20 protein-coding genes and 1 tRNA gene are annotated in these 25,740 nt (G+C 41.8%); 15 read left to right on the top strand and 6 right to left on the bottom strand.

All coding sequences use genetic code 11. From position 1 onward, the window contains the following. Positions 1–194 precede the first annotated feature (194 nt). Both FHS10_RS15025 and FHS10_RS15020 read left to right on the top strand, forming a co-directional pair. Complete coding sequence (locus tag FHS10_RS15025; protein ID WP_259091789.1) at positions 195–2,096, top strand: alginate lyase family protein; 1,902 nt, start codon at positions 195–197, stop codon at positions 2,094–2,096. A 57-nt stretch (positions 2,097–2,153) separates the two neighbouring features. Then, positions 2,154–2,456 carry a hypothetical protein gene (locus FHS10_RS15020; protein ID WP_259091787.1) on the top strand — a complete coding sequence of 101 codons (303 nt, stop codon included), beginning with the start codon at positions 2,154–2,156 and terminating at the stop codon, positions 2,454–2,456. 336 nt (positions 2,457–2,792) lie between these two features. Here the strand turns inward: FHS10_RS15020 and FHS10_RS15015 are convergent, their stop codons facing one another. Continuing rightward, entirely contained in the window at positions 2,793–3,539 is a 747-nt protein-coding gene (locus FHS10_RS15015) for an SDR family NAD(P)-dependent oxidoreductase (protein WP_259091785.1), read from the bottom strand. Positions 3,540–3,730: 191 nt separating this feature from the next. Here FHS10_RS15015 and FHS10_RS15010 point away from each other — a divergent pair, with 191 nt between their 5' ends. Continuing rightward, positions 3,731–4,321 carry a Crp/Fnr family transcriptional regulator gene (locus FHS10_RS15010; protein WP_259091784.1) on the top strand — a complete coding sequence of 197 codons (591 nt, stop codon included), beginning with the start codon at positions 3,731–3,733 and terminating at the stop codon, positions 4,319–4,321. Between the two features lie 143 nt (positions 4,322–4,464). Here FHS10_RS15010 and FHS10_RS15005 read toward each other — a convergent pair. Continuing rightward, positions 4,465–4,538: transfer RNA gene (locus FHS10_RS15005), tRNA-Met, on the bottom strand. Between the two features lie 251 nt (positions 4,539–4,789). On the opposite strand from FHS10_RS15005, the gene FHS10_RS15000 reads away from it, so the two are divergent. The 3 genes from FHS10_RS15000 to FHS10_RS14990 all read left to right on the top strand — a co-directional run bounded on the left by FHS10_RS15000 (position 4,790) and on the right by FHS10_RS14990 (position 8,048). Beyond that, positions 4,790–5,170 (top strand): START-like domain-containing protein, encoded by a 381-nt coding sequence (locus tag FHS10_RS15000; protein ID WP_259091782.1) that lies wholly within the window; start codon positions 4,790–4,792, stop codon positions 5,168–5,170. Between the two features lie 111 nt (positions 5,171–5,281). Then, positions 5,282–6,706, top strand: coding sequence for an LptF/LptG family permease (locus FHS10_RS14995; RefSeq protein WP_259091781.1), 1,425 nt, complete (start codon positions 5,282–5,284; stop codon positions 6,704–6,706). Between the two features lie 136 nt (positions 6,707–6,842). After that, the gene (locus tag FHS10_RS14990; RefSeq protein WP_259091780.1) at positions 6,843–8,048 is read left to right on the top strand and encodes a bifunctional 3,4-dihydroxy-2-butanone-4-phosphate synthase/GTP cyclohydrolase II; all 1,206 of its coding nucleotides are present in this window, start codon (positions 6,843–6,845) and stop codon (positions 8,046–8,048) included. 228 nt (positions 8,049–8,276) lie between these two features. Here FHS10_RS14990 and FHS10_RS14985 read toward each other — a convergent pair whose 3' ends face one another. Continuing rightward, positions 8,277–12,704, bottom strand: a complete 4,428-nt coding sequence (locus FHS10_RS14985) for a translocation/assembly module TamB domain-containing protein (RefSeq protein ID WP_259091779.1) — start codon at positions 12,702–12,704, stop codon at positions 8,277–8,279. Between the two features lie 197 nt (positions 12,705–12,901). Here FHS10_RS14985 and tsaD point away from each other — a divergent pair, with 197 nt between their 5' ends. Together tsaD and FHS10_RS14975 are read left to right on the top strand one after the other, a co-directional pair. Then, positions 12,902–13,903, top strand: coding sequence for a tRNA (adenosine(37)-N6)-threonylcarbamoyltransferase complex transferase subunit TsaD (gene tsaD, locus FHS10_RS14980; protein ID WP_259091778.1), 1,002 nt, complete (start codon positions 12,902–12,904; stop codon positions 13,901–13,903). 108 nt (positions 13,904–14,011) lie between these two features. Further along, entirely contained in the window at positions 14,012–14,182 is a 171-nt protein-coding gene (locus FHS10_RS14975) for a hypothetical protein (protein WP_259091777.1), read from the top strand. Between the two features lie 118 nt (positions 14,183–14,300). Here FHS10_RS14975 and FHS10_RS14970 read toward each other — a convergent pair whose 3' ends face one another. Further along, the gene (locus FHS10_RS14970) at positions 14,301–14,891 is read right to left on the bottom strand and encodes a hypothetical protein (RefSeq protein WP_259091776.1); all 591 of its coding nucleotides are present in this window, start codon (positions 14,889–14,891) and stop codon (positions 14,301–14,303) included. 878 nt (positions 14,892–15,769) lie between these two features. Then, entirely contained in the window at positions 15,770–18,700 is a 2,931-nt protein-coding gene (gene uvrA, locus FHS10_RS14965) for an excinuclease ABC subunit UvrA (protein WP_259091775.1), read from the bottom strand. Positions 18,701–19,018: 318 nt separating this feature from the next. Between uvrA and FHS10_RS14960 the strand changes: the two genes are divergently transcribed. The 7 genes from FHS10_RS14960 (at position 19,019) to FHS10_RS14930 (ending at position 25,180) form a co-directional block, all read left to right on the top strand. Next, positions 19,019–19,258: a hypothetical protein gene (locus FHS10_RS14960; RefSeq protein WP_259091774.1), complete on the top strand. Its 240-nt coding sequence runs from the start codon at positions 19,019–19,021 to the stop codon at positions 19,256–19,258. Then, positions 19,248–19,580 carry a hypothetical protein gene (locus FHS10_RS14955; protein ID WP_259091773.1) on the top strand — a complete coding sequence of 111 codons (333 nt, stop codon included), beginning with the start codon at positions 19,248–19,250 and terminating at the stop codon, positions 19,578–19,580. The genes FHS10_RS14960 and FHS10_RS14955 overlap by 11 nt, the downstream gene beginning before the upstream one ends. A 419-nt stretch (positions 19,581–19,999) precedes the next feature. Continuing rightward, positions 20,000–20,584 carry an RNA polymerase sigma factor gene (locus tag FHS10_RS14950; protein WP_259091772.1) on the top strand — a complete coding sequence of 195 codons (585 nt, stop codon included), beginning with the start codon at positions 20,000–20,002 and terminating at the stop codon, positions 20,582–20,584. A gap of 302 nt (positions 20,585–20,886) precedes the next feature. Next, positions 20,887–21,030, top strand: coding sequence for a hypothetical protein (locus tag FHS10_RS14945; protein ID WP_259091771.1), 144 nt, complete (start codon positions 20,887–20,889; stop codon positions 21,028–21,030). Positions 21,031–21,256: 226 nt separating this feature from the next. Then, positions 21,257–22,012 carry an endonuclease III gene (gene nth, locus FHS10_RS14940; protein WP_259091770.1) on the top strand — a complete coding sequence of 252 codons (756 nt, stop codon included), beginning with the start codon at positions 21,257–21,259 and terminating at the stop codon, positions 22,010–22,012. 175 nt (positions 22,013–22,187) lie between these two features. Beyond that, the gene (gene recA / locus FHS10_RS14935) at positions 22,188–23,213 is read left to right on the top strand and encodes a recombinase RecA (protein WP_259091769.1); all 1,026 of its coding nucleotides are present in this window, start codon (positions 22,188–22,190) and stop codon (positions 23,211–23,213) included. Between the two features lie 332 nt (positions 23,214–23,545). Further along, complete coding sequence (locus tag FHS10_RS14930) at positions 23,546–25,180, top strand: ABC transporter substrate-binding protein (RefSeq protein ID WP_310504187.1); 1,635 nt, start codon at positions 23,546–23,548, stop codon at positions 25,178–25,180. Between the two features lie 48 nt (positions 25,181–25,228). On the opposite strand, the gene FHS10_RS14925 is transcribed toward FHS10_RS14930, so the two are convergent. Continuing rightward, the gene (locus tag FHS10_RS14925; RefSeq protein WP_259091768.1) at positions 25,229–25,555 is read right to left on the bottom strand and encodes a hypothetical protein; all 327 of its coding nucleotides are present in this window, start codon (positions 25,553–25,555) and stop codon (positions 25,229–25,231) included. Between the last annotated feature and the right edge of the window lie 185 nt (positions 25,556–25,740).

Here is a 25,740-nt window from a genome sequence, read left to right as displayed (position 1 = left end):
TCAAAAAGCAAAAGCGAAGTAGTTTTAAGGATCAATATTTTATAAAATAGAATATCAACAAAAAAATCATGAATTATATAAAAGGGGGGTGTTTGCTTCTATGCTTTTTTTTATTCATCTGCCTACCTGGTGAGGTAAAAGCGCAATCCTTCATACATCCGGGATTACTGCAAAGCAAGCAGGATATAGAGCGGATGAAAACAGCAGTAAAAGAGAAACAGGAACCGATATATAGTGGTTTCCTGGTGTTTCAGGCGCATCCACAATCACAAAGTTCCTATAAGATGCAAGGACCTATGGAAATGGTAGGCAGAAACCCGACTGTAGGGCAGGGTGTTTATGATGCGGATGCTAATGCCGCTTATCAGAATGCAGTGATGTGGACGCTTACCGGTAAGCAAGCGTATGCAGATAAAGCTATCGAAATCGTTAACGCATGGTCATCAACGTTAAAATCGATCACCGGGCGTGACGCGGTTTTGATGGCAGGGCTTGGTCCGTTTAAAATGGTGAACGCGGCGGAGATACTACGTTATACCCATTCGGGCTGGTCGGTAGCGGATATTGAAAATACAGAGCAGCATTTTCGGGAAGTCATCTACCCGGTTATCAAGGATTTTGCGCCCTTTGCTAATGGTAACTGGGATGCCGCTGCTATGAAAACTATGATGGCGATTGGCGTTTTTTGTGACGACCGTGCCATATTTGAACGGGCTTTGCATTATTATATTAATGGTGCTGGCAACGGTAGCCTGCTTAATTATATTATTAATGAGGCCGGGCAATGTCAGGAAAGTGGTCGGGATCAAAGCCATACGCAGCTGGGGATAGCTCATTTGGGCGATTGTGCCGAAATGGCCTGGCACCAGGGATTAAACTTGTACGCCTATGCCGGTAACCGTTTGCTAAAAGGATTTGAATACACAGCGGAATATAACCTGGGGCAGGATGTGCCGTATGTCCCAGAGTTGGATAAGACGGGCAAGTATTTACATCAACAACTATCGGTAGAAGGCAGGGGAAGGCTTAGGGCGATATATGAACAGATCTACAATCACTACGTTAAGCGTGTAGGTTTAACTGCCCCGTATACTCAGCAGGCTGCAGAAAAGATCAGACCCGAACAACAGGGACTTCCCGGTGCCGATCACGTTGGGTTTGGTACGCTGCTTTATTCAAGAACTACGGCCACCGATAGCGGATTTGATATCAACGCTATCCCCGTTGCACCGGCAGGTTTATTAGCTCAAACATCATCAACAGAAGGTAACACGATAAGCTGGGTAGCCACAACCGGAGCGGATTACTATACCATCAAAAGATCAGATAGGAAAGATGGACCTTATACAATTTTAGCCAATAACATTATCAATGCCACATACTTTGATTATAAAGCGGGGAATAATCGAACCTATTATTATACTGTTTCTGCATCTAATAAATCGGGGGAGAGTGCAAATGCTTATCCGGTTAACATCACAACTGGTTTTCCAGCCAATTGGCAACAGGCCAATATTGGAAATGACGACGGACAAAACGGTGTCGGGTACTTTGATGGTCATGCGTTTACATTGATAACCGGCGGAATTGGGTTAAATGGTATCCGGGATCAGTTTAGATTTGCGTATACAAATTTGAGCGGCGATGGAACAATTACAGCCAGATACATTCCGCAGATAAGCTCACAGTTTACCAGTTTTGGACTGGTTATACGTGAAGGATTGACCGATAATGTACCGGAGGTGGCTTGTATCATCAAGCCCGAATCATCCGGGCAAATAGAGGCACCACACTGGTATACTAAACTGCTATCCCGGGTAGCTCCTGATAATCAGGTAAAAACTATAGTAACAGGCCCGGAACTTTCGGAACCGGTAGTCACCTTTGGCCGCCTAACCGGGTACTACTGGCTTCGTTTACAGCGAAGGGGAAATGAGTTTTCCGGTTATTCTTCCGTTGATGGTAAAAACTGGACAAAAATAGGTTCCGTTACCTGTTCACTAAAAAAAAGCATATTGGTGGGTTTAGCTGCTTCATCGGGCTTGGCTACAATATCCACTACAGTTAGTTTTGATCTGGTTGATTTAAAACGATGATTATACGATCATGTTTCCCTGTTTAGTTTATAGAATTTAGCACTCAATTTTAAGCCTATGGCAAAGCAAAGAAGACCTTATACACCGGAAGAAACGGCCGAAATGCTGAAGAAACACGGAACAATTGTGACTGTGGAGCAAGCAAAAGCTATCCTTTCAGCAATGAGACATTTAGCGAAATTGACAATAGAACAAACCTTTAAGGAGGATGATTTTGATGAAAATATCGAACTATTAAAAGACGTAGAAGGGGCAAGTCAATTAATTGAAATACAGGTTCCTACAATACATTTGTTGATTGCATTAAAGGAAGTTCTTGCTTTAGGTACTGGAGCAGGATTGAACTGGATATTGTGTTGATTTTTAGACCAATAGGGAATTGTAGAAAAAACAGAGGCCTTGAAATTTGCATTTCAAGGCCGTTTTCTGTCTCAGTAGCGGGGAGTGAAAAATTTTCGACCCGTTTTGTGGAAGATTTGGAGCGTTTAAGCCGAATTGATAAACTAATCGAGAATTCGTAAATCTCTATTGTTAACCATTAAACTACTATGTTAAGCGTAGCCAAGTATTAAAGTAGATTGATTTAAAAAAGGTATTATAGGAGGCTGCTCTATTGTAAAAAGAACAGCCTCTTTTTTATAATCCAGCCTTTCAGTAGGATATCGGGCTCTTTTATTGTATTCTCAGTCAGCGCTTTTAGATATTGCTGATTCCGCCATCAACAACCAGATCAGATCCTGTCATAAAAGAACTTTCATCTGAAGCGAGAAACACCGCAGCAGATGCGGCTTCTTCGACACGTCCGAGCCTGAGCATGGGAACGTAATTGGCGTAATGGGAATGAAGTTCTGCCAATTTCTCAGGTGTTTCTGCCTGGCCCTCCATAATTGCGGTTGGAAATGGCCCCGGACTTAAAAGATTGGCGCGGATACCGTTATCTTTAAATTCAGCCGCCCAGGTGCGCACAAAAGATCTTAACGCAGCTTTAGCACCCGCATAGGCGGAATGATTGGCAAGTCCCATGTAATGCATTGCCGACGAAACGAGGATTACTGAACCGCCGCTTTCCATTAACGGAAGCAGTTTTTGGGTCAGGAAGAGGGGGCCCTTGGCCATCAGATCGAACGTGCGGTCGTAATGGTCTTCTGTAATTTCCGCCAGGGGTACCTGTTCGGTAAACCCGGCATTGGATACCACAACGTCTACTTTACCCTTGGCTTTCCTCACAATATCCGCGACGTGATCAAGGTCTGTTAGCTTTGAAGCATCAGCCTGGATGGCTGTAACATTGTGACCAATAAATTTCACCGCTTCATCCAGTGCATCCTGTCTTCTCCCGAAAATGAATATTTCTGCACCTTCTTCTACAAAATTTTTGGCAATTGCAAGACCGATGCCGCTTGTTCCGCCGCTGATCACGGCTATTTTATTTTTTAATCTCATGATATGATAGAATTAATTATAGCACAAACTTCAGAGAAGTTAGTCAGTCCGGACAAGGACATTTGGTATTAAAAACTTGTGATAATTGTCACGATAATTTGGAGTAATATTCCGCCGCCTATTCACCTTTTTACAATGCGAAAGTGCAATCAGCATAAATTTTAAATAAATTTGTCTAATAGGGATCTATCATGTTCGAAGCATTTACAAAATATCTACAGGAGAAAGCCGGTTTGGATGCTGAAGAAATTGAGGCCATTCGGGCTGTCAGCATTCAAAAGAAATTACGAAGAAGGCAATACATCCTGCAGGAAGGTGATGTATGTCACTATAACTGTTTTGTTGAAAAAGGATGCCTCCGCATGTATACCGTAGGAGATGACGGAACAGAACACATGCTCCGGTTCGCCATTGAAAACTGGTGGATCAGTGACCGCGAAAGTTATAACAATGCGAGTCCGTCCAAATGTAATATCGATGTCCTGGAAAATTGTGAAGTTGTTCTGATCGACAAGCAGGATTTTATACAGCTATTAGAAGCTATTCCAAAGTTTAAGCATTATATCGACATACTCCTGGCAAAAAGTTACGATGCTTTTCAAAACAGGATAATCGGTGCGATTAGTTATACAACCGAGGAAAAATATAATGACTTTATCAAAAAGTTTCCTGATATCTTTAACCGGGTTCCATTACACATGATCGCCTCTTATTTGGGTGTTTCCAGGGAAACTTTAAGCCGTGTCAGAAGTCAGTCGGTTCATAAAACCGCTATGGATTAGACTCGGCTTCAAACAACTCCTTTTTATGATTCTGTCCCAAATGTTTTAAGGCTGCGCGGGAAGACCGAGGTGCCAGTATGAACACTGTATGACCAGAAAAAACGAAAGCAGTCACATTTTACTGTAACTGCTTCATCTTCAAGTAGCGGGGAGCAGGATCGAACTGCCGACCTTAGGGTTATGAATCCTACGCTCTAACCATCTGAGCTACCCCGCCGTTTTTATTTTAAGTTTTGATCGCCAAAACCTGTTTAATGACCACCTTTCTTATTTTCTGCTTAAGTCACCTTAAGCTTCGTGGCGTCCCTTTTTAATTTAAAACGCTGTTTTTATGGTTGTTAAAAGCGTTGCGCTGTTTGTTGAAACAATGCGCTTCCTTAAAAAGGTTTGCAAATATAGCAGAAATTCGTTTTCTTTAGAAAAAATGTTAACATTTACGGCTTAACCCGCTTTCAAGTATAAACCTCAATGTCCGAAAAAAAGAAATTTACTATCGAGTATGAGATAAAATCATCTCCAAGAATACTGTTCACCTTCCTTAATGAGCCTAACGGGTTAGCGCAATGGTTTGCCGATGATGTGAGCTTTCGTGACCAGGTTTTTACCTTTACCTGGGATGGAGAGCCTCAAAAAGCCAAACTGGTATTGGTAAAAGAAAATAAACTGGTACGTTTTAAATGGCTGGAAGATGAGCCGCAATGCTATTTTGAAATGGAGATATTACAGGACGAACTCACCAATGATGTTGCCCTGGCCATTACCGATTTTGCTACCGAAGATTTGATCCCCGAGCGCAGGCTTATTTGGGATAACCAGATAGATTACCTTATCAGTGTATTAGGCGCTTAAGCACCAATTTTATTTTAGCTAATTTTGTATCGCGAAACACTACTTTTGCGTTAATGAACTAACCGTAGCCAAACTGCCGGTTTTTCAAGCTGATAAATACGAATTGCCCCGATGAAAAAGATCCACCTGCTGCTGCTTAAGTCATTTATACGCCCGTTTGCAGTAACACTTTTCATTGTAATGTTTGTGTTGCTGATGCTGTTTTTGTTTAAATATATTGATGACCTTATTGGTAAAGGCTTTGCCTGGTATACCATTTTGGAATTGATGTTGTATAACTCGGCCACGAATGTTTCCATGGCGCTGCCTTTATCGGTACTGCTCTCTACCATCATGACGTATGGTGCCCTTGGCGAAAATTATGAGTTGGTTGCCATAAAGGCTGCCGGTATCTCCTTACGCAGGGCCATGTATCCAATGATCGCTATCGTATCGATATTAAGTGTCGCGGCGTTCTTCTTCTCGGATTTTATGCTGCCGGTCGCCAACCTTAAGTATTATTCGCTTTTATATGATGCCCGTAAACAAAAGTCGGCCGATTTACTGCCCGAGCGTGTTTTCAGTTCGAGTTTTCCGGGTTATACCATCAGGGTAAACCGGAAAGACCCCGATGGTCAGCGGCTTTATGATATCACTATCTACAAAAAAAACGACGAGCAAAGCAACACCGAGGTAACCATGGCCAAAGAGGGGACGATGTTTCGTACGATGGGCGATAAATTCCTGGTTTTAAAATTGAAGGATGGGGTTAGTTATATCGAATCAAAAGGGGGCGATAATAGTTATAACATTCGTCAGCGTTTAACCCGTTATCGCTTTAAAGAAACCGAAACGAAGTTTGACCTCTCAGCATTTAAATTGAGCCGTACCGACGAAAGCGAGTTTAAATCGGCATCAGAAATGATGAACTTAAAACAGCTGCGCTTTTTTGTGGATTCGAGTGAGAAAGCAGTTAATGCAGCCGTAAACATGAATTATAAGTTGCTTACGCCGTATATCAAATACTTTACACTGCCAACCAAACCCCCTAAAATTAAATATATCCCTGCTGATAAAGATGTGCTAAAAAGCATGACGTTGAGTAACCAGATTATGGCGCTTTCAACTGCGTCGTCTGAAATCCGGTCTATCAGGGATGTTTTAAAAAACCGAACCGATAAGTATGATTTTGATTCCATGACCATCAGGCGTTATGCGTCACAAGCTCAAAAAAAATTCACGCTTTCTGCCGCTTGTATTGTGCTGTTTTTGATAGGGGCGCCGCTTGGTGCTATTATACGCAAAGGCGGCCTGGGCTTACCGGTGGTAATTTCTGTTGTGTTTTTTCTCATTTATCACATTATATCAACCATCGGCGAAAAGTCTGTTAAGGCGGGTAACGTTCCTACCTTTTTTGGTATGTGGATAGCCATCATCGTGCTGTTGCCTATAGGATTGTTTCTTTCCTATAAGGCTGCTACAGATTCGGTTTTGTTTGATATGGATTCTTATAAACGGTTTTTCAATAAGTTTTTCAAGCGTAAAGCGGCACGGTAACATACATCCCCTTTGCAATAACCTCCCAATGATTTTACACAGTGCCGACCAGAATCATTTGGATATACTTTAAATTTGTTTAAACTTTAATAAAGCATGGCAGCCTTTTAAACTCGCCCTGCGTAATACCTATACAATGTTAAATACTATACAGGAAGCTATCGACGATATAAAGGCAGGGAAAATGATCATTGTGGTTGACGATGAAGATCGTGAAAATGAAGGTGACTTTTTAACCGCTGCACGCAATGCCACACCCGAAGCTATAAATTTTATGGTGCGCCATGGCCGCGGCCTGGTTTGTGCCCCTATAACTAAAGATCGGGCGCGCGAGCTTGATCTGGAACCCATGGTAAGCCATAACACTACATCGCACGAAACCAATTTTACAGTTTCTGTTGATTTGCTGGGGCACGGCTGTACAACAGGTATCTCGGCTACCGACCGTTCAAAAACAACTTTAGCGCTTATTGATCCTACCACCAAACCAGAAGACTTGGGCAGACCGGGACATATTTTTCCTTTGATTGCTAAAGATGGCGGAGTTTTGCGCAGAACCGGCCATACCGAAGCTGCAATTGATCTGGCTGTTTTGGCCGGTTTTGAGCCTGCCGGCGTGATCTGCGAAATTATGAAGGAAGATGGCGATATGGCCCGCCTGCCAGATTTACTGGTGATGGCTAAAGAATTTGATCTTAAAATAGTTTCTATAAAAGACCTCATAGCTTACCGTTTAAGCACAGAGTCGTTAGTAAAAAAGGAAGTATCAGTAAAAATGCCAACCCAATGGGGCGATTTTGAAATGATAGGCTATACCCAGCTTGATACCGGCGAAAATCATATAGCTCTTGTAAAAGGTACCTGGGAGCCCGGTGAAGCAGTATTAACACGCGTGCACAGTTCATGTGTTACCGGTGATATTTTTGGCTCCTGCAGGTGCGATTGCGGCCCTCAGTTGCATAAGGCTATGGAGATGATAAGCAAAGAGGGTAAAGGTGTTGTTGTTTATATGAACCAGGAGGGGCGTGGTATTGGGCTTATCAATAAGCTTAAAGCGTATCACCTGCAGGAAAACGGTTATGATACTGTAGAGGCTAACATCAAATTAGGCTTTAAAATGGATCAGCGTGATTACGGCATCGGGGCCCAGATTTTGCGTAGCCTTGGCATTTCAAAAATGCGCCTGATGAGCAACAATCCTAAAAAACGTGCCGGCCTTATAGGTTACGGATTAGAGGTAGTTGAAACTGTACCAATTGAAATAGCATCGAACCCCCACAACGAACTTTACCTGCGTACCAAACGCGATAAAATGGATCATGCCATTATGAGGGATCACTGATTTTTGGAATTTGAAAATTTGCGGATTTGAAAATTTGAAAATGTTTTTTCACATCAGTTAATCAACCAACAAAGTTGTTGAATAAAAAAGCAGGACGGTCATTTGCCCTGCTTTTTTGTTATCGGATGCGGGGAATTTAGAAAAGACAACTCATCATTGCAATGACTACTTATTTTCAAATCCTCAAATTTTCAAATCTTCAAATTCTTTCACCTGCACATCTGAAGCCTATTCCTCATCGTCTGATTTTGTAACTACCGGGCCTGAATTGGTAGCTGGTAGCGGTGTTACAGGTGCCTGCTTGCGTTTGCCGCTGCGAAACAGGTTGCGGATAAACTCGCCAAACGTATCAAAATCGCGTTGGTAAACAAGGCCCACACCATTTACATATTGCGGTAACAATTGGTTATTAAGGTTATTTAAGGTAGTGCTGTTAAGTACCCTGTATGAATATCTTGCCGTAAGGTTACCATCTTTCCTGATGCGGTACAATGCCTCGAAATCCTTGGTAATAGCATCAAATTTTTGATTGAACAGGGTGCTGTTATTGTTATTAAACAAATCGTTTGAGCCGTTATTGGTAAACACGCTTCCATTAAACATTAACCTGTCATCAAAAAACTTTAATGATGCGCTGGCTTCAGAGAATGAGCGGATGTTAAGGTCAAAGTATTTAATGTTTGATTGCGCAATGAGGCTGTTGAGTTTATTAAAGGCAAATTCACTCACGGCATCGCGGGCGGTACCAACAACCTGGTTGGTAAGATTGTTATTGGTTCCTGATGAAAAATTGCGCCTCAAAATAACACTTAAAGCCTGTTGGTTGCGGTTATTATTATCTGCCAGGTAGGTGGCAACATCATCTTTCACCGATGGGTCGGTTGGGAAGTTAAAATCAAAATCGATATTAGGTAGTAACAATGATTTGGTAAGGATCAACTCGGCCTGTACCAGCACCTGTTTGTTACCCTGTGGTGATTGTAAACCAGCGGCCGTGTAAAGCGGCGAACGGTCTGTACGTACCTCGTAAAGGGCTTTAAGGTTTATCTCGGCGTTTGAAGGGTTGCCCGTCCACCTGATGGTGCCCCCCTGGCTCACCGTAAAGTTTTTACTGATGAAGTTTTTAGCCGTAAATTCAAACTTGCCTGTGGTGATCAAAAAGTCGCCATACATTTCAAAATCGCCAAGGCTGTTAATATTGAGTTTAAGGTTGTGCGCCGTACCGCTGCCTTCAAGCAAACCGTAGTCGGTAGCTATGCGCACCGTGGTTTTTTCATCAACGGTGAGGTCAAAATTAAGGGTTACACCATTAAAGGCGCGGTCTTTGGCAACCATTTTCGCCGTGTCGCTATGGCTCACAAATTTTATAAAATCATAATCAGTGGCCGTAGATGAAGTATTTAAAGGGATATTGAAAATGGTACCAGCCTCGGTATTGGCGGTAATATCAATTTTCATGTTATCAACCGGTCCTTTAAAGCTAAACTTACCAGAACCGTAGGCTGTGCCGTAATAAACGTGGTTGTCTTTAAATTTTGTGTTGAGCGCCATCAAATTTTTAGCGATGAGATCAACCTCAATATCCGGGTTTGATGGATTTGCTAAATCAACGGTTCCGTTAGCAGTACCTGTGCCGCCGCGCTTATCTTTCAATACCATGTTATCAATTTTGATAATACTATTGTTTACGCTCAGCTTAGTGTTAACGGTATAGGCTGTTTTTAAATAGTTAACCGTAACACCTGTATTTACCAGGGTAACATCGCCGTTTAATTGCGGTTTGGATGGAGTGCCCGAGAGTTTTAAATTGGTAGATATATTGCCCTTAATATCAGATACCAGGTCTTTAATGAACGGCTCAAAAATGATGGCCTCGGTTTGGTTCATTTTAACATCAAAGTCCAGGTTGTCTTCGGTATCCTTGCCAAAGGCGTAAATTCCCGCGATGTTCATGGTTTCCAGCCCACGGTTAACAATGTTCAGCTTCATATCGGCCTGTTTGCGGTCGTTACCCAGGGTTGATACCAGCTTTACATCACCAATGAGGGTTTTGTTCATGGTAAGTGAATCGATGGTTAAATGCGCATCTACCCCTGGCGATTTGGTGATGCCTGTCATATTCACATCGCCATTGAGTGCCCCCTTTAAAAATATGCCCGATGTTTTGGTAAGCTGGTTTAGCGTACGCATGTTAAACTTTTCGAAGGATAGTTTAAGTTGGTCTGCGGGGTTATCGGATATAAAACCATTGATCCTTACTTTTTGTACGCCGTTTGATAATTCAAAGCCCGATACCTGTGATTTCCCATCCAACAGGCGGATGCGTACCTGGTCTTGAATTTTCCATTTCTCGTGTTCCAGGATCACGTCAGACGGTAATAGTTTTAGTTTGGCGGTGGTATCTTTGCCAAACTCAACCAGGCCGTACAAATCCAGCTGGTTTACGGCGTTTTTATCAGATAGCTTTACGTTAAAATTAAGACTGTCGTTTTTAAGGAAGTTGGTGATGTTAATATCCTTGATAAACAAGCTGTCGGTTAAATCAACCTTTTTGAGGGATACGTTGAGGCCGAGCATGTCATCGGATGTGCTTTCGTCAATAATAAAATCATGGAAAATGATTTTACCATATTTTATGGTTTTAACATAGCCAGATAACGTAGCCGTTTTATTGGCCGAATCAAACTGCCCGGTAAATGTTCCCTGGTCTGGAATTTTCAAATCCGGTACAAATATGGCAGTAAGCGGATCAAGATTTTTGAGGTTAAGATTAAAATCAAAATGCTCTGGCTTTGGCGTAACAATTTCTGTTTTTACCGAAGGAATATATTTTTTAACAATGGTTTTGAAGTACGATGGCAGGGTGGCAAGGTCAAAACTACCCTTAATGTTAGCATCGGCAAAATCCGATTGTAAAGCGATCTCCCTTGAATCGCCTTTACCCTTTGCCCACACGTACAACGAATCCACCAAATAATTATTCCGCGGATCAACAACCCGTAGCGGCGATAGTAAAATATTGCCTTCTAAGTTTTTAAGATCATTACCTACAAAGGTTGTTTTTAACTGGGTGCTTAGGGTAATGGTGTCTTTGCTTAGCTTCAGCTTATTCAACCTGGCATCTTTAATGGTTGCGACCAGGTCATATGAAGGCAGTTCGGGGTTTAAATTTACCTTGCCTTTAAGATCAAGCTTAACGTTTTTATCGTTGATGGTGATGCGGGCATCGGCCAGCTTTTTAATAAATGATCCCTTAACAGTTAGGTTATTATAGGTGTAATCATTATAGGTGATGTAATTGATGCGGGCGTCAACCTGTTCGGCCAGTGTTTTTAAATCGTCGCCACTGCCTTTCACGGTTGAGGTAAAAGTAGTACGGCCGAGCGAGCTTTCGTCCAACAGGTCCCCCAGGTCGAAGTTAAATGCATCCAATTTACCGCTGTAGCTTGGCTTGCCTTTTTTATCGATTTTAAGGTTGATGTCCGAATCAAAGCGGCCCATTTTGGTTTTAAAAATGCCGTAAGCCACAAAGTCGTTTTGTAAACCCGTAAATCTGCCGGTAAAGTTCACGTTGCCAAACTTGTTGATAATATCGGGCGTTTTTAAGTTAGGCTGCCCCGAAAAATGGCTGATCAAATAATCGATATCTTTTTTGTTGGTAGCTATCTGGTCAAATTTCAGCTCCAGGAAGGTATTGTTCCAGTCTGGTAAGCCCCGTAAATTAAAGTCGCCTTTAATAAAGGTAGCCTGCCCGCCGGTAATGGTCACACCTTTTGATTTAAGGTTACTTACCGGGCCTTTGGCACGGCCTTCCAGCCCCAGATCAAAGCTTACTTTTTCAAGTCCGTCTGTAAAATAAGCGATATCTGCCGATGACACGCGAGACGATTTAAATTCGGCATCCATGTAAACCCTGGTAGTAAACTCGTTAAAATCATTAAAGGATTTAAACTTCATCCTGAAATAATCCTTCAAATCAGAATGCCCGGTTTTAATGTGCAGGTTTTGAGCCAGGATCTGGTTGGAGTCAATAGTAATGTTCGACCGGAGGTCTTTTACATAAAAACCGCTTTTTTCCTGCAGGGTAAGCTTTTGCACATTGCCTTTAAACAGGTGGTTTTTGATATCCATATCCAACACCACGGTGCTGAAACGTTTCACATCAATATCATCAAAATTCACCTGCGCCATTACCGTATCAATCAGCTGGTTTTTGTAGCGGAAGTGGAAGTTGTTGATGGCGATCCTGTCAAAATTAATTGTCCAGGGTTTACCCGATGGTTTGGTAGTATCGGGCGAGTTAAAGTAATTGATAATGAAATCGAGGTTGGTGGTGCTGTCTTTTTGTTTTTTGAGATAGAAAGATCCATTATCCAATTCGATGTTTGAAAACGTGATCACCCGCGCCTTAATACTGCTAAAAAGCGAGAAACCATTGATGTCAACAGCTAACTTTGGTGTGTTAAGCAGGGTGTCTTTCTTTTTATCAAGTACATACAAACCTTCAAGAACAACGGTGTTGAAGGGCTTAATGTACAGACTGCTGATGCCTACGGTGGTATGCAGCTCGTCAGACAAATATTGGGTTGCCTTTTTGGCCGCCCATGTTTGTACAGGTTTATATTGAAAAGCCAGTAAAAGTATGCTCAGTGTCAATAATATCAACAACACCAACCCGGCTACTATTTTGAGTGCTTTTTTAATAACTTTGCTTTTTTTAATTAGTGAATTACTGAGTTATTGATTTAGTGAATTTTTTGCCTCCTTCATTTACAATTTAAGGAAATGATAGTTTGATAAAAGTTCACAAAATCACTAATTCACCAATTCAATAAATCAATAATTTAAAACCCGTGCCTGTAATATTAGGAATTGAATCTTCTTGTGATGATACCTCGGCCTCTGTTTGCGTTGATGGTGTTATCCTGAGCAATGTGATTGCCAATCAAAGCATTCATGAAGCTTATGGCGGTGTTGTGCCTGAGCTTGCCTCAAGGGTTCACCAACAAAATATTGTTCCTGCCGTTCAACAAGCACTATTGAACGCAAAAGTAAACAAAAATGATATTGATGCAGTAGCTTTTACGCGCGGACCGGGACTTTTAGGTTCGCTTTTAGTTGGTGTATCATTTGCTAAGGGCTTTGCACTTGCCCAAAACGCGCCATTGGTTGAAGTTAACCACATGCAGGCGCACATACTGGCTCATTTTATCGGCGATCATAAACCTGCATTTCCGTTTTTATGCCTCACCGTATCAGGCGGGCATACGCAGATAGTGTTGGTAAAAGATTATTTTGATATGCAGATCATCGGGCAAACGCTTGATGATGCCGCAGGCGAAGCCATGGATAAAACCAGCAAGATATTAGGTTTACCATATCCCGGCGGACCATTGATTGACAAGTATGCGCGCCAGGGCAACCCGGATGCTTATAAATTCACCGAACCACAGATCCCTGGATTTGATTTTAGCTTTAGCGGCTTAAAAACCTCAATCCTGTATTTCATCAGGGATAACGTAGCTAAAAATCCCGATTTCATCACCGAAAACATGGCCGACATTTGCGCCTCGGTTGAAAAACGGATAGTGACCATATTGCTCAATAAATTTGAAAAGGCAGCCAAAGAGTATGGTATAAAACAGGTAGCATTAGCAGGCGGCGTGTCTGCAAATACCGGCTTACGCCTGGGCCTGCACGCGCTTTGTGAAAAAAATGGCTGGGAAGCTTTTATACCCGCCATGCAGTACTGTACAGATAACGCCGCCATGATTGCCATTGCCGGCTACTATAAATATTTAAAAGGCGATTTTATAGGGCAGGATGTTGCACCTATGGCGAGAATGATATTTTAAGCCTGGCCCCCTAACCCCCTGAAGGGGGAACTTTAGGGGGCTTGTATTTTTTTTATTTAGTACTTTTGCAAATCAAAACATTCCCCCTTTAGGGGGTTAGGGGGCTCTATGAACATTCCATCATTAATATTCTGGGCGGTTTTTGTACTGCCAATGGTTGCTTTTTTAGTGTGGCTTATGCGCCAGGATAAAAAGAAAGGCGTAACCGGCCTTATTGTACTGGCTATTACCGTTATTGGCGGCATAGTTTATATGTATATTAAAACGGGTGGTAAGTAGTACCGCACATTCTTTTATTAACCAGGATTTTTCAGATTAACAGGATTTTATCGGCTTAAGAAAACCCTGTTAATCCGAAAAATCTGTTTAATCCGGGTTCAGACAAAAAGGGACTTCATTAAACTACGGGTACCGTTAGTCCCTTATAAAATGCTTGCGCGTAGCCGGCAATCGCTTCTGCATGGTCAAGGCCATTGATGATTTTGCGGGCGTTTACCCAGTCGGTTGTAGTGGCCGTAAAGTATTTGTCAAACCCTTTGCCGGTAAATAAGCCAGCGGTCATTCCATTAATCATGATCTTAGCAGCTGTTGGCGGGTCTAAGGCCAATTCTGGGTTCTCCAGCAGGGGTATGTGTAGTAAATAACCCATGTTTTCGTAGTTTTCAAACCAGGTTAATTGTACATAGCCACGGCCGTAGTATAGTTTATCGGGGCCGGTGTATGGAATGCGGTGCCCTGGTCCGTTATTCATTTTTAATTTTTTGCCATAATCGTGGCCTGCACCCTTGCCAAATTCTGTTATGGGCTGCATAGTTTTGGCGCACTCATGAAAAACAGTGCCCAGCATGTAAGCCGTTTTACGATTATCGGTTATGCCAGCGTCTATAGCGGCTTTTAAAATAGTTTCGATGCCATCAATCTGGCGTTGGGAAAGGTGACCGCCAAACATAGGACGAATGGCGTCATAGAGGTGTTTTGTACCCGACATGGATTTAAGATTTAGAAGTTAGCAGGCTGTGGTCACTACCGTATCTTTAACAGATAGGTAGTTTTGGGATAGGAATAAGATATAGGCCTTATGACGTAAATATAGTTATTTAGGGTCGGACTATCAAGAATAAACAGCCTGAGCGCAGGGAAATCGCTTTAAACATTTCCTCACAAGGTAAAATCTTTCAATGAGCACAATAGGTAGCCGCTACGCGGTAATGTCATTAAGTTAACGTGAGTTCGATATAAGAAAGAGCTATCGTAAATCAAGGAAAGGATGTCATTTCGATTGAGCAAGGGCGGGATTGAGCGGTTGCGCAAAAGAGAAATATTATACGATATGCTATGATGGACTGCATAACGCATAAGATTTTTCGCTTCGCTCAAGAGGTAGTTTCTCCTCACCCTCCACTAAGCCATGAGCCGTTCGTCGAAATGACATTTGGGAGTTCTTATATCGAACTCACGTTAAGTTAAGAGTTTTCTTCCCCATAGGGGATAAAGCTTTGTAGCAATAACGGAATACGATACACTCCGTGCCATAGGTACGGAACTTTAAGTAGCTTACCTACGGCACGCAAAAGACGTTTATTCATTTTCTACAAAGCTTTTGCTCCTCTGGAGCATCCTGTCAATTGCTTAACTTAACTCCATTGCGCTATGCGGCATTCTTTCGTCTTATTAAATCTTCGATGCCACATAGCGGCTACCTATTTGTAGAACAAATAATTTATGCTTTTTTGCTCCATAGGAGCTACCTTTTGCTACGCAAATCTTCAAAAGCTATTTCCCCGAGCCTGGGTGGGAGAGATGCCGAAAAAAAGCGCTTACAGTTTTATACTGTAAACGCCTTTTGCTATATTTTTTGAGAAGATATTACTTTCCAAACCGTTCTTTCAAATAATGCCCGGTGTGCGATTTTTTTTCTTTGATCAAATTTTCTGGCACGCCTTCAAAAACTACTTTACCGCCGCGGTCGCCGCCTTCGGGGCCAATGTCAATGATCCAGTCGGCGCATTTAATCACATCCATATTGTGCTCAATTACAATAATGGTGTTGCCATGCTCTAACAGGGCATCAAATGATTTAAGCAGTTTTTTAATGTCGGCAAAATGCAAACCGGTGGTAGGCTCGTCAAAAATGAAGAGCGTTTTATGGGTATTGTTACCCTTTACCAGGAACGATGCCAGCTTAATACGCTGCGCCTCGCCGCCTGATAGCGTGTTTGATGATTGCCCCAATTGTACGTAGCCCAAACCCACATCAACCAGTGGTTTTATTTTGGCAATGATCTTTGGCTCTTTGGCAAAAAACACAAGCGCCTCGTCAATAGTCATGTGCAGTACTTCGGCTACGTTCTTCTCATTATAAGTAACATCCAAAATGTGCTGTTTAAAACGATTGCCGCCGCAGGTTTCGCAGGTTAAAAAGATATCGGCCATAAACTGCATCTCTATCTTCACTTCCCCTTCGCCCTGGCAAACATCACAACGACCACCCTCTACGTTAAAGGAGAAAGCCGATGGTTTTAAGCCCGCCGCTTTCGCAGCAGCTTGTGAGGCAAACAGGTTACGGATCTCGTCCCAGGCTTTTACATAGGTAACCGGGTTTGAGCGTGATGAACGACCGATAGGGTTTTGATCAACCATTTCTACCTGTTCAATTTTGGCGTAGTCGCCCTCAATGCTATCGTATGATCCGGTTTGCTCGCCCGAGTAATTACCAAGTGTTTTTTGCAGGGCAGGAGCCAGGATGCGTTTCACCAAACTGGTTTTACCTGAGCCGGATACACCGGTAACTACGGTAAGCACCCCCAAAGGGAACCTGGCATTTACATGTTGCAGGTTATTTTCGCGGCCGCCTTTTATTTCAATATAATCGTTCCATTTGCGACGTGTGGCCGGTATGGCAATTTCTTCACGCCCGCTCAGGTATTTGCCGGTAAGGCTGTTGTCATCTTTTATAATTTGATCATAAGTGCCGGTAAAGATCAGTTCACCGCCATGGGTGCCAGCCTCGGGGCCAATATCAATGATATGGTCGGCAGCTTTCATGATCTCCTCCTCGTGCTCAACCACCAAAACGGTGTTGCCTACATCGCGCAGGGATTTAAGCACGCTAATTAAGCGTTGGGTATCGCGCGGGTGTAAGCCGATGCTGGGCTCATCTAAAACATAAATTGAACCAACCAGGCTACTGCCTAAAGAAGTAGCCAGGTTAATACGCTGCGATTCGCCCCCCGATAAGGTGTTTGATAAACGGTTAAGTGTTAAGTAGCTTAAGCCTACATCGTTCAGGAACACCAACCGGTTTGTGATTTCCATTAGCAGCCTTTTACCCACCTTGGCATCGGTTTCGTTAAGCTGGATGTTTTGGAAAAAGTCAAGCGCAGTGTCCAAAGGCATCAAAACCACATCGGTGATTGATCGTTCGCTGATCTTTACATACGATGCATCCTGGCGTAGGCGACTGCCTTTACACTCGGGGCAGGTAGTTTTACCACGATAACGTGATAACAGAACACGGTATTGGATCTTGTAGGTTTGCTCTTCCATCTCCTTGAAAAACTCATCAAGGCCACGGAAAAATTTATTACCTGTCCATAATAGTTTTTGCTCTTTTGGCGTAAGCTGGTTATACTGGCGATGGATGGGGAAATCAAACTTAAGCGCATGCCTTACCAGGTTATCATTCCACTCGCGCATTTTTTCGCCGCGCCATGGGGCAATGGCTCCTTCGTAAATAGATTTGCTTTTATCGGGTATAACCAGATCCTCATCAATGCCAATTACCTTACCATAGCCTTCGCATTTTTTGCAGGCACCATAAGGGTTGTTAAAACTGAAAAAGTTTGGCGTAGGTTCTTCAAATTTGATACCATCCAACTCAAAACGGTCGCAAAAAAAGCGTTCTGTTTCTGTTTCGGCATCTGGCTGCTGGTAACGTACGTAGCAATCGCCTTTACCTTCAAAAAACGCCGTTTGTATCGAGTCGCCAAGACGACTTATAGTTTCATCTTCTTCATTTTTAGTAACACGATCAACCACAATACGTACAGCATTATAAGTATCTGCAGAGTGGGTTGCAGCATTAGCCGTTTCGGTATCGCTTACAACCTTTAGCTTTTTGCCCTTCGCTTTAGGCTTTTCGCTTTCATCTTTCAGCTCCTCTACCAGCCATGAGCCATCATCAACAATGCTGGCATCCTCCAACAGGGCTTCAATTTTTGATAGTTTACCCTGGTATTCAACCCGTACAAAGCCTTTTTGCATTAATACAGCCAGCTCTTCTTTTAAGCTGCGGTTATTATGCGGATAAAGCGGGGCCAATATGGTTACCTGGCTATCGTTGGGTAGGGCAAGAATAAAGTTAACTACATCGGTAACTGAATCCTTTTTTACCAATTGCCCGGATATGGGCGAAATGGTTTTACCAATACGCGAAAAAAGTAGTTTTAAATAATCATAGATCTCGGTAGACGTACCCACCGTTGATCGCGGATTTGAGGTGATTACCTTTTGCTCAATGGCGATGGCGGGTGCGATACCTTTAATATAATCAACATCGGGTTTGTTCATACGGCCCAAAAACTGCCGGGCATATGATGAAAGGCTCTCTACATACCGGCGCTGACCTTCGGCATACAAGGTATCAAAAGCAAGTGACGACTTGCCCGAACCCGACATGCCGGTAACCACAACCAGTTTATTCTTGGGAATGGCCACGTCCATATTTTTGAGGTTATGTACGCGTGCCCCCTTGATGATAATATGTTTCGACGGATCTTTTTCTGCTTCTTTACTCATTCTTCGAATTAGTTCATGGTTCATGGATCATAGATCATAGCAGCTGCTAACCGGTTCAAGGCAAAATTTATACCATGAACTATGATCTATTAACTATGAACTTTTTGCGAGCGCAAAAATCCTAAAATATTTAGCATAATCCAAATCGGTTTTACTTTGTTTAGGTGATTATTGCAATTAAATACCCGACTTTACAGTTTGTTGACTTTTAATTATTTAAGATGCCTTTTTGTGGTGAGGATTGAGGGATACAACGACGTGGTGATAATACTTTTAAATTGTGGTATATTTTGTATTTTTACATAACAAGCTGATATCATGACTACGCTGACTGTAAATATTGAAGACAAAAAAACTGAAAAAGCCATAAAGGCTGTTTTGGATGCTTTTGGATTGGACTACAATGTTGCCAAAGATGCTGACGTTGCAAAACGACCGTTAAGCAAGCAGGAGCAAAAGATGTATGATCGGTTAAAAAAGACTGTACAGGAGATTAACCTTTATAAAGAAGGAAAGATTGAACTCCAGGATGCAAGAGCATTTTTAAATGAGCTATAAGGTTATCATTGCTTCGTCTTTTGGTAGAGAAGCTAAAAGAATCGCGAAAAAGCAGCCCGGTATAAAATCAGATATCAGTAAACTAATTGCTGACTTAGAAGTCAATCCAATTATTGGAACCAGTCTTGGTCATAGTTTTTACAAAGTTCGCCTGGCGATTACCGGGACAGGAAAGGGGAAGTCAGGAGGGGCCAGGGTAATTACTTATGTGGTGTTAGATAATGAAACCGTGATTTTAGCGGAGATTTACCTTAAGAGCGAACATGATACATCAAATATCGATATCCTCATCCTTGATCTGCAAAACCAAGGCTTAATATAATTCTTACATATCCTTTGCAACGGCAATTTTAACATTTAACACTTTTTAACATCTTGCCGGGCAATAAGTTGAAGCTTTTTAATAAATTTACTACATAAAAGGTTTGTAACGGTTTTAATACAATTGAGCAGCAACTGATTTTTTTATCAATTCAATTTTTAGAATTTATTTTGGTGCTGATTAAACCTTTGGTAATATAAATTAGTCTAATAATATATAGCGCCAAATAATAAATTGTTTTGCCGTAATTAAACCCGATGTATTATTAAAAAATGGCTGCATAGAAAAATTTAATTTGTTTTTTAATGCAGAATTTGTTTTATTTGAAGTAACAATTTCTTAACCCTAAGGAGCACGCTATAGAATATACTTTACTTTTTAAGAGTTTAACTAAAAATTAAGTTTAAGTAGTACTTTCTATGGATTTTCAATTGAAGAGTGATCAGGATTTAATCCATCTATACATTGCCGGTGATGAAGCGGGGCTTGTAGAATTGATCAGGCGTTACCAGTCAAAAATTTACACCTCCATTTACTTACTTGTAAAAGATGAATACCTTGCCGAGGATATTTTTCAGGATACTTTTATCAAAGTGATAAATACCCTTAAAGCCGGAAAATACAACGAAGAAGGTAAGTTTTTACCTTGGGTTACCCGCATTGCGCATAACCTGGTTATTGATCATTTCCGCCGTGAAAAACGCGCGCCAATGGTAAGCAACGGCGACGACTTTGATATTTTTGAAGTGCTTGGCAATTATGATGAAAGTACTGAAGATAAAATGGTTAGGGAACAAACCTATAAGGATTTGAAGGGCCTTATCCAGCTTTTACCATCCGAGCAAAAAGAAGTATTGATTATGCGTCATTTTGGCGACATGAGCTTTAAAGAAATTGCCGATATTACCGATGTAAGCATCAATACCGCCCTTGGCCGTATGCGTTACGCGCTGAATAACCTGCGCAAAATGATGCAGGGGCGTGAGCTGAGTTTAAAGAACTAAGTTAGTTCATTGGTTCATTAGTTCACTGGTTCATTAGTATTTGCAAGCGGAATCTTGCTAAAAATAGCTCATTGGCAAAAATGCTGATGAGCTATTTTTGTTACCGCCATCCACCAATGAACTAATGAACCAGTGAACTAATGAACATTCAAATAAACTATTTAGAAAAATTTCATTTAATTTTCATTTAACAAAATATTATCTTTAAGCCACCGTTATAAATCATATAAAAATTATAGTAAAATAAGCTTATGGATGAAACCTTTACAAAAACGTTAAATGCAATTGCTAATCAAGCTCTGATGAACGAGAACGCACAAGAAAATCTGGATGCCGACGAATTGATTTTTTATAATTCAATTCGTGCCGATTTGGACCTTTTAACCAAAAAGCCCAAACTGCAAACCATACACCAGATTTTAGATTACTCGAAGAGCCTGCGCTAAGCAAGCAATCCCTCACTGGTTCATAGATCACCATTGTTGACCAAAGTTTACCGATGCGAATTGGAAAACCTAAACCACAATATTGATTTATGAACCTTTCTATTTATATGGTTCATAGTTGATGGTTCATGGATCATAGTTTAATAAGGTGAATTTGGATAACCGAATATCAACCGTAACTTTGCTTTTGGCCATGATCTATGAACCATCAACCATGAACTAAAGAATGCTAAAAGCTGATCGTTACAAACACTTTGTAGAATACTTTTCTAAAAACCAGCCCAATCCCGTTACCGAACTGCATTACGAAAACCCTTTCCAGTTACTGGTTGCGGTGATTTTATCTGCGCAGTGTACCGATAAGCGCATTAACCAGGTTACACCTAAGCTTTTTGAGCGCTTCCCTACACCCGAAGATTTGGCGGCTTCAACACCCGAGGAGGTTTTTACTTATATAAGGAGTGTAAGTTACCCTAATAATAAGGCCAAACATTTGGTGGGTATGGGCAAAATGCTGGTTGATGTTTTTAACAGCGAAATTCCGCAGGGAGTAGATAATCTGCAGAAGATGCCGGGCGTAGGGCGTAAAACAGCCAATGTTATCGCCTCGGTTATTTTTGAGGAACCGGCCATGGCCGTAGATACCCACGTATTTAGGGTAGCCAACCGCATAGGGCTTACCAACAATGCCACCACGCCGTTGGCTGTCGAAAAACAACTCATCAAACATATTCCTAAAGAATATATAGCCGTGGCGCACCACTGGCTTATTTTGCACGGTCGCTACATTTGCGTGGCGCGTAGCCCTAAATGCGATATTTGCCCGCTCACCTGGTTTTGCAGGTACTATGAGCGCAGCAACACCGAAACAGCTTTATTAAAAGCCGAGGCCGCGAAGGTGAAGAAAGCCAAAGAGGCGAAGAAGAAGTCGGCACTTAATAAGATTAGTAAGGAATTGAAGAAGCGGAGTGTGGGGGAGTAAGTTGATTGGGTTGATTAAGTTGGATTGAGTTGAATAGGTTATTAATTCAATTTAATCGAAGCTAAACAATCCAACTTAATCAACTTATTCCAACCCAATCAACCCCTTAAAATAATTACTAAAAAAATTAGTATTTGTAAATAAAGTATTTATATTTGTTGAAGAAAACAATACGATGGCTAATAACATAGATAAAAACAATTCAGATAAACTGAAAGCATTGCAGCTTACCTTAGATAAGTTGGAAAAATCATACGGAAAAGGCACCATCATGAAATTGGGCGATTCTGTTATCGAACCTCAGGAAGTAATATCAACCGGCTCTATAGGGCTCGACATCGCTTTAGGCGTTGGCGGTTTACCTAAAGGCAGGGTTATTGAAATATATGGTCCGGAGTCATCCGGTAAAACTACTTTGGCTATCCACGCCATTGCCGAATCGCAAAAGAAAGGCGGCATCGCGGCTTTTATTGATGCGGAGCACGCGTTCGATCGTTTTTATGCCAAAAAATTAGGTGTGGATGTTGAGAACCTGTTAATCTCGCAACCAGATAACGGTGAGCAGGCTTTGGAAATTGCCGATAACCTGATCCGCTCAGGCGCTATTGATATCTTAGTTATCGACTCTGTTGCAGCCCTGGTGCCTAAGGCCGAGATTGAAGGTGAAATGGGTGACTCTAAAATGGGTTTACATGCACGTTTAATGTCGCAGGCATTACGTAAGCTTACCGGTACCATCAGCAAAACCGGTTGCTGCTGTATCTTTATTAATCAGTTGCGTGATAAAATTGGTGTAATGTTTGGTAACCCCGAAACTACTACTGGTGGTAACGCCTTAAAGTTTTACGCTTCGGTACGTTTGGATGTACGCCGTATTTCACAAATTAAGGATACCGACGAAGTTTCTGGTAACCGCGTTAAAGTGAAGATTGTTAAAAATAAAGTTGCCCCTCCGTTCCGTATCGCCGAGTTTGATATCATGTTTGGTGAGGGTATCTCTAAAGCCGGCGAGATCATCGATCTGGGTGTAGAGTACAACATCATCAAAAAAGCCGGTTCATGGTTTAGCTATGGCGAAACCCGCTTGGGCCAGGGCCGTGATGCCGTTAAGCAATTGATATTGGATAACCCCGAACTGATGGAAGAGCTGGAAGTTAAAATTAAAGAAACCGTAACAGGCGAACATTTAGCAGAAGTTTAACACGATTGCAAGATTTAATAAGATGGTCAGGATTTGATTTTTAAATTTGATCGTTTCAGAATATAAAAAGCCTTCCTTTTTGGGGAGGCTTTTTTGTTTGATGGGTAGTTTATACAATGGTGTTTCGCAAGGTGGTGGAAGTAACGCCGGAGGGTATCGGGAAGTATGTGGAAAGGATGCCGGAAGGTGTTGGAAAGGTATCGGGAGGATGGGGTTAAAATAAAGAAAAGAAGGCCATGGAAAATCGGGTTTCCTCCGTTTAAATTCATTTGGAAGTAATAAATTACTAACTCGTTAATTCGCTAATTCAATAATTATTACATTAGCTTGTGATGAAAAAACTGGTCGGCTTGTTGCTTTTGGGATTGATGATCCAGATATCGGCCTGCAAAAAAAAATCTGCCGATAGGCATAAAACAGTTTTTAATATCAACCTTGAGGAAGGCCTCACCTCGCTCGACCCTGCTTTTTGCCGCAATCACTATACCATATGGATGGATAACCAGGTATTCAACGGTCTGGTACAGATCAATGATAGCTTAAAGGTAATTCCCTGTATAGCCAAAACCTGGAATGTATCGGCCGATGGCTTGTTGTATACCTTCCACCTGCGTAATGATGTTTACTTTCATGACAACCCTCATTTTAAAAATGGCATTGGTCGCAGGGCTGTAGCGTCTGATTTTGTATATAGTTTCAGTCGTCTAATCGATCCCAAGGTGGCTTCATCCGGTTCATGGATCTTTAGTGATAAGGTAGCCGGTAAGCAAGCCTTTATTGCTCCTGATGATAGCACATTCATTATCAAACTAAAACAACCATTTGCGCCGTTTCTGAGTTTGCTTACCGCGCAATATTGCTCGGTGGTGCCTGAGGAGGTTGTTGACTTTTACGGGAAGGACTTTCGTAGCCACCCTGTTGGCACTGGTCCGTTTAAATTTAAGTATTGGAAAGAAGGCGAGGTACTGGTGTTGCTCAAAAATGAAAAGTACTGGGAAAAAGATAATAAGGGCGTGCATCTGCCGTATCTTGACGCCGTACGGGCGACCTTCATTGCTGATAAACAAACTTCCTTCCTGGAGTTTGTGAAAAAGAAACTCGATTTCCTGAATGATATAGATGGTAGCTATCGCGATGATATACTCACCAAATCGGGCAAGGTAACACAGAAATATAAAGGCAAATTTATACTTAATACTGCCCCATATCTCAATACCATGTACCTGGGGATGCTGGTTGACAGCAACCTGGCCATTGTGAAAAAATCTCCCCTGAAAATATTGAAAGTACGGCAAGCTATAAACTATGCTATCGACAGGCAAAAGATGATCAAATACCTGCGTAACAGCATGGGAACACCCGGTTATTCGGGTTTTATACCCGAAGGTATGCCGGGCTTTGATGGTAAATGTGTTAAAGGTTATTCCTACGACCCCGACAAAGCCCGCCGGCTATTGGCCGAAGCCGGCTTCCCCGACGGCAAGGGACTGCCAGAAATATCATTGGCCACCACGGTAGGTTACCGGAGCCTGATTGAATATGTACAAGGACAATTGGATAGGATAGGAATAAAAACCAGTGTTGAAATTACCCAGGGCGCCAGTTTGCGCGAATTGGTATCCAAAAATGGTATCAACTTCTTCTATGGCCAGTGGATAGCTGATTACCCCGATGGTGAAAATTATCTATCGGTATTCTATTCAAAAAATAAGATCCCCTACGGACCTAACTATACCGGCTTCAACAACAAAAAGTTTGATGCCCTGTTTGAGCAAACTTACCAGGTAAAAAACGATTCGGTCCGCTATGCCATTTATCAGCAAATGGATAACCTGGTAATGGAGCAATCGCCGGTAGTTGTGCTTTACTATGATAAACTGGTAAACTTGTATCAGAATAACATTTCAGGCTATAGCCTAAACGGACAAAATTTATTGGTGCTGAAAAGAGTAGTGAAGACTCCCTGATTCACTGAAAGGAAATCTCTTGAACAGAGACCTTTAATATAACTACTCTTATTTATCTGTATACTTTAATGCATCTGCAGTTACGATAGCTGCCTGGTCATTCTTAGCATTATCGGTGCCTAAAATAACTATGGCGTCAGCACCTATGTTTTTGCCATAGTCAGATAGTTTCCGTTTTACTTCTTCCTGATCAAGGAAATTCTGGCAGGTTAAATGGCCGATAACCTTATATTCATGTTTCACATCGTGAGCCGAATAATAGATTTCTACCGAAGTTGTAGGCGCCAGTCTATCACCAAAATAGGTAATGGGAACAATTGCACAAGATGAGATTAAGAGGCAAAGGCCTGCGATAAGTAGAAGTTGCTTTTTCATAATTTGGTTTATTTAGATAGTAAGACCAAATTATAAATACCAGGTTTATTGAAAGTTATGTAAAAGTGATATTCAAAACATACCGCGCTGAAGAGGCCGTATCATAATTCAAATGATGCGGCCTCTATGTTTGCAACGTATTGGCTCCATGTTTATCTGTTTTCGTTGAATTTCTCAGCAAGGAG

Source organism: Mucilaginibacter dorajii, assembly GCF_024808255.1.
Classification (GTDB): domain Bacteria; phylum Bacteroidota; class Bacteroidia; order Sphingobacteriales; family Sphingobacteriaceae; genus Mucilaginibacter; species Mucilaginibacter dorajii.
Note: the sequence above shows the minus strand (reverse complement) of the source record. Positions and strands in the feature narration are given on the sequence as shown.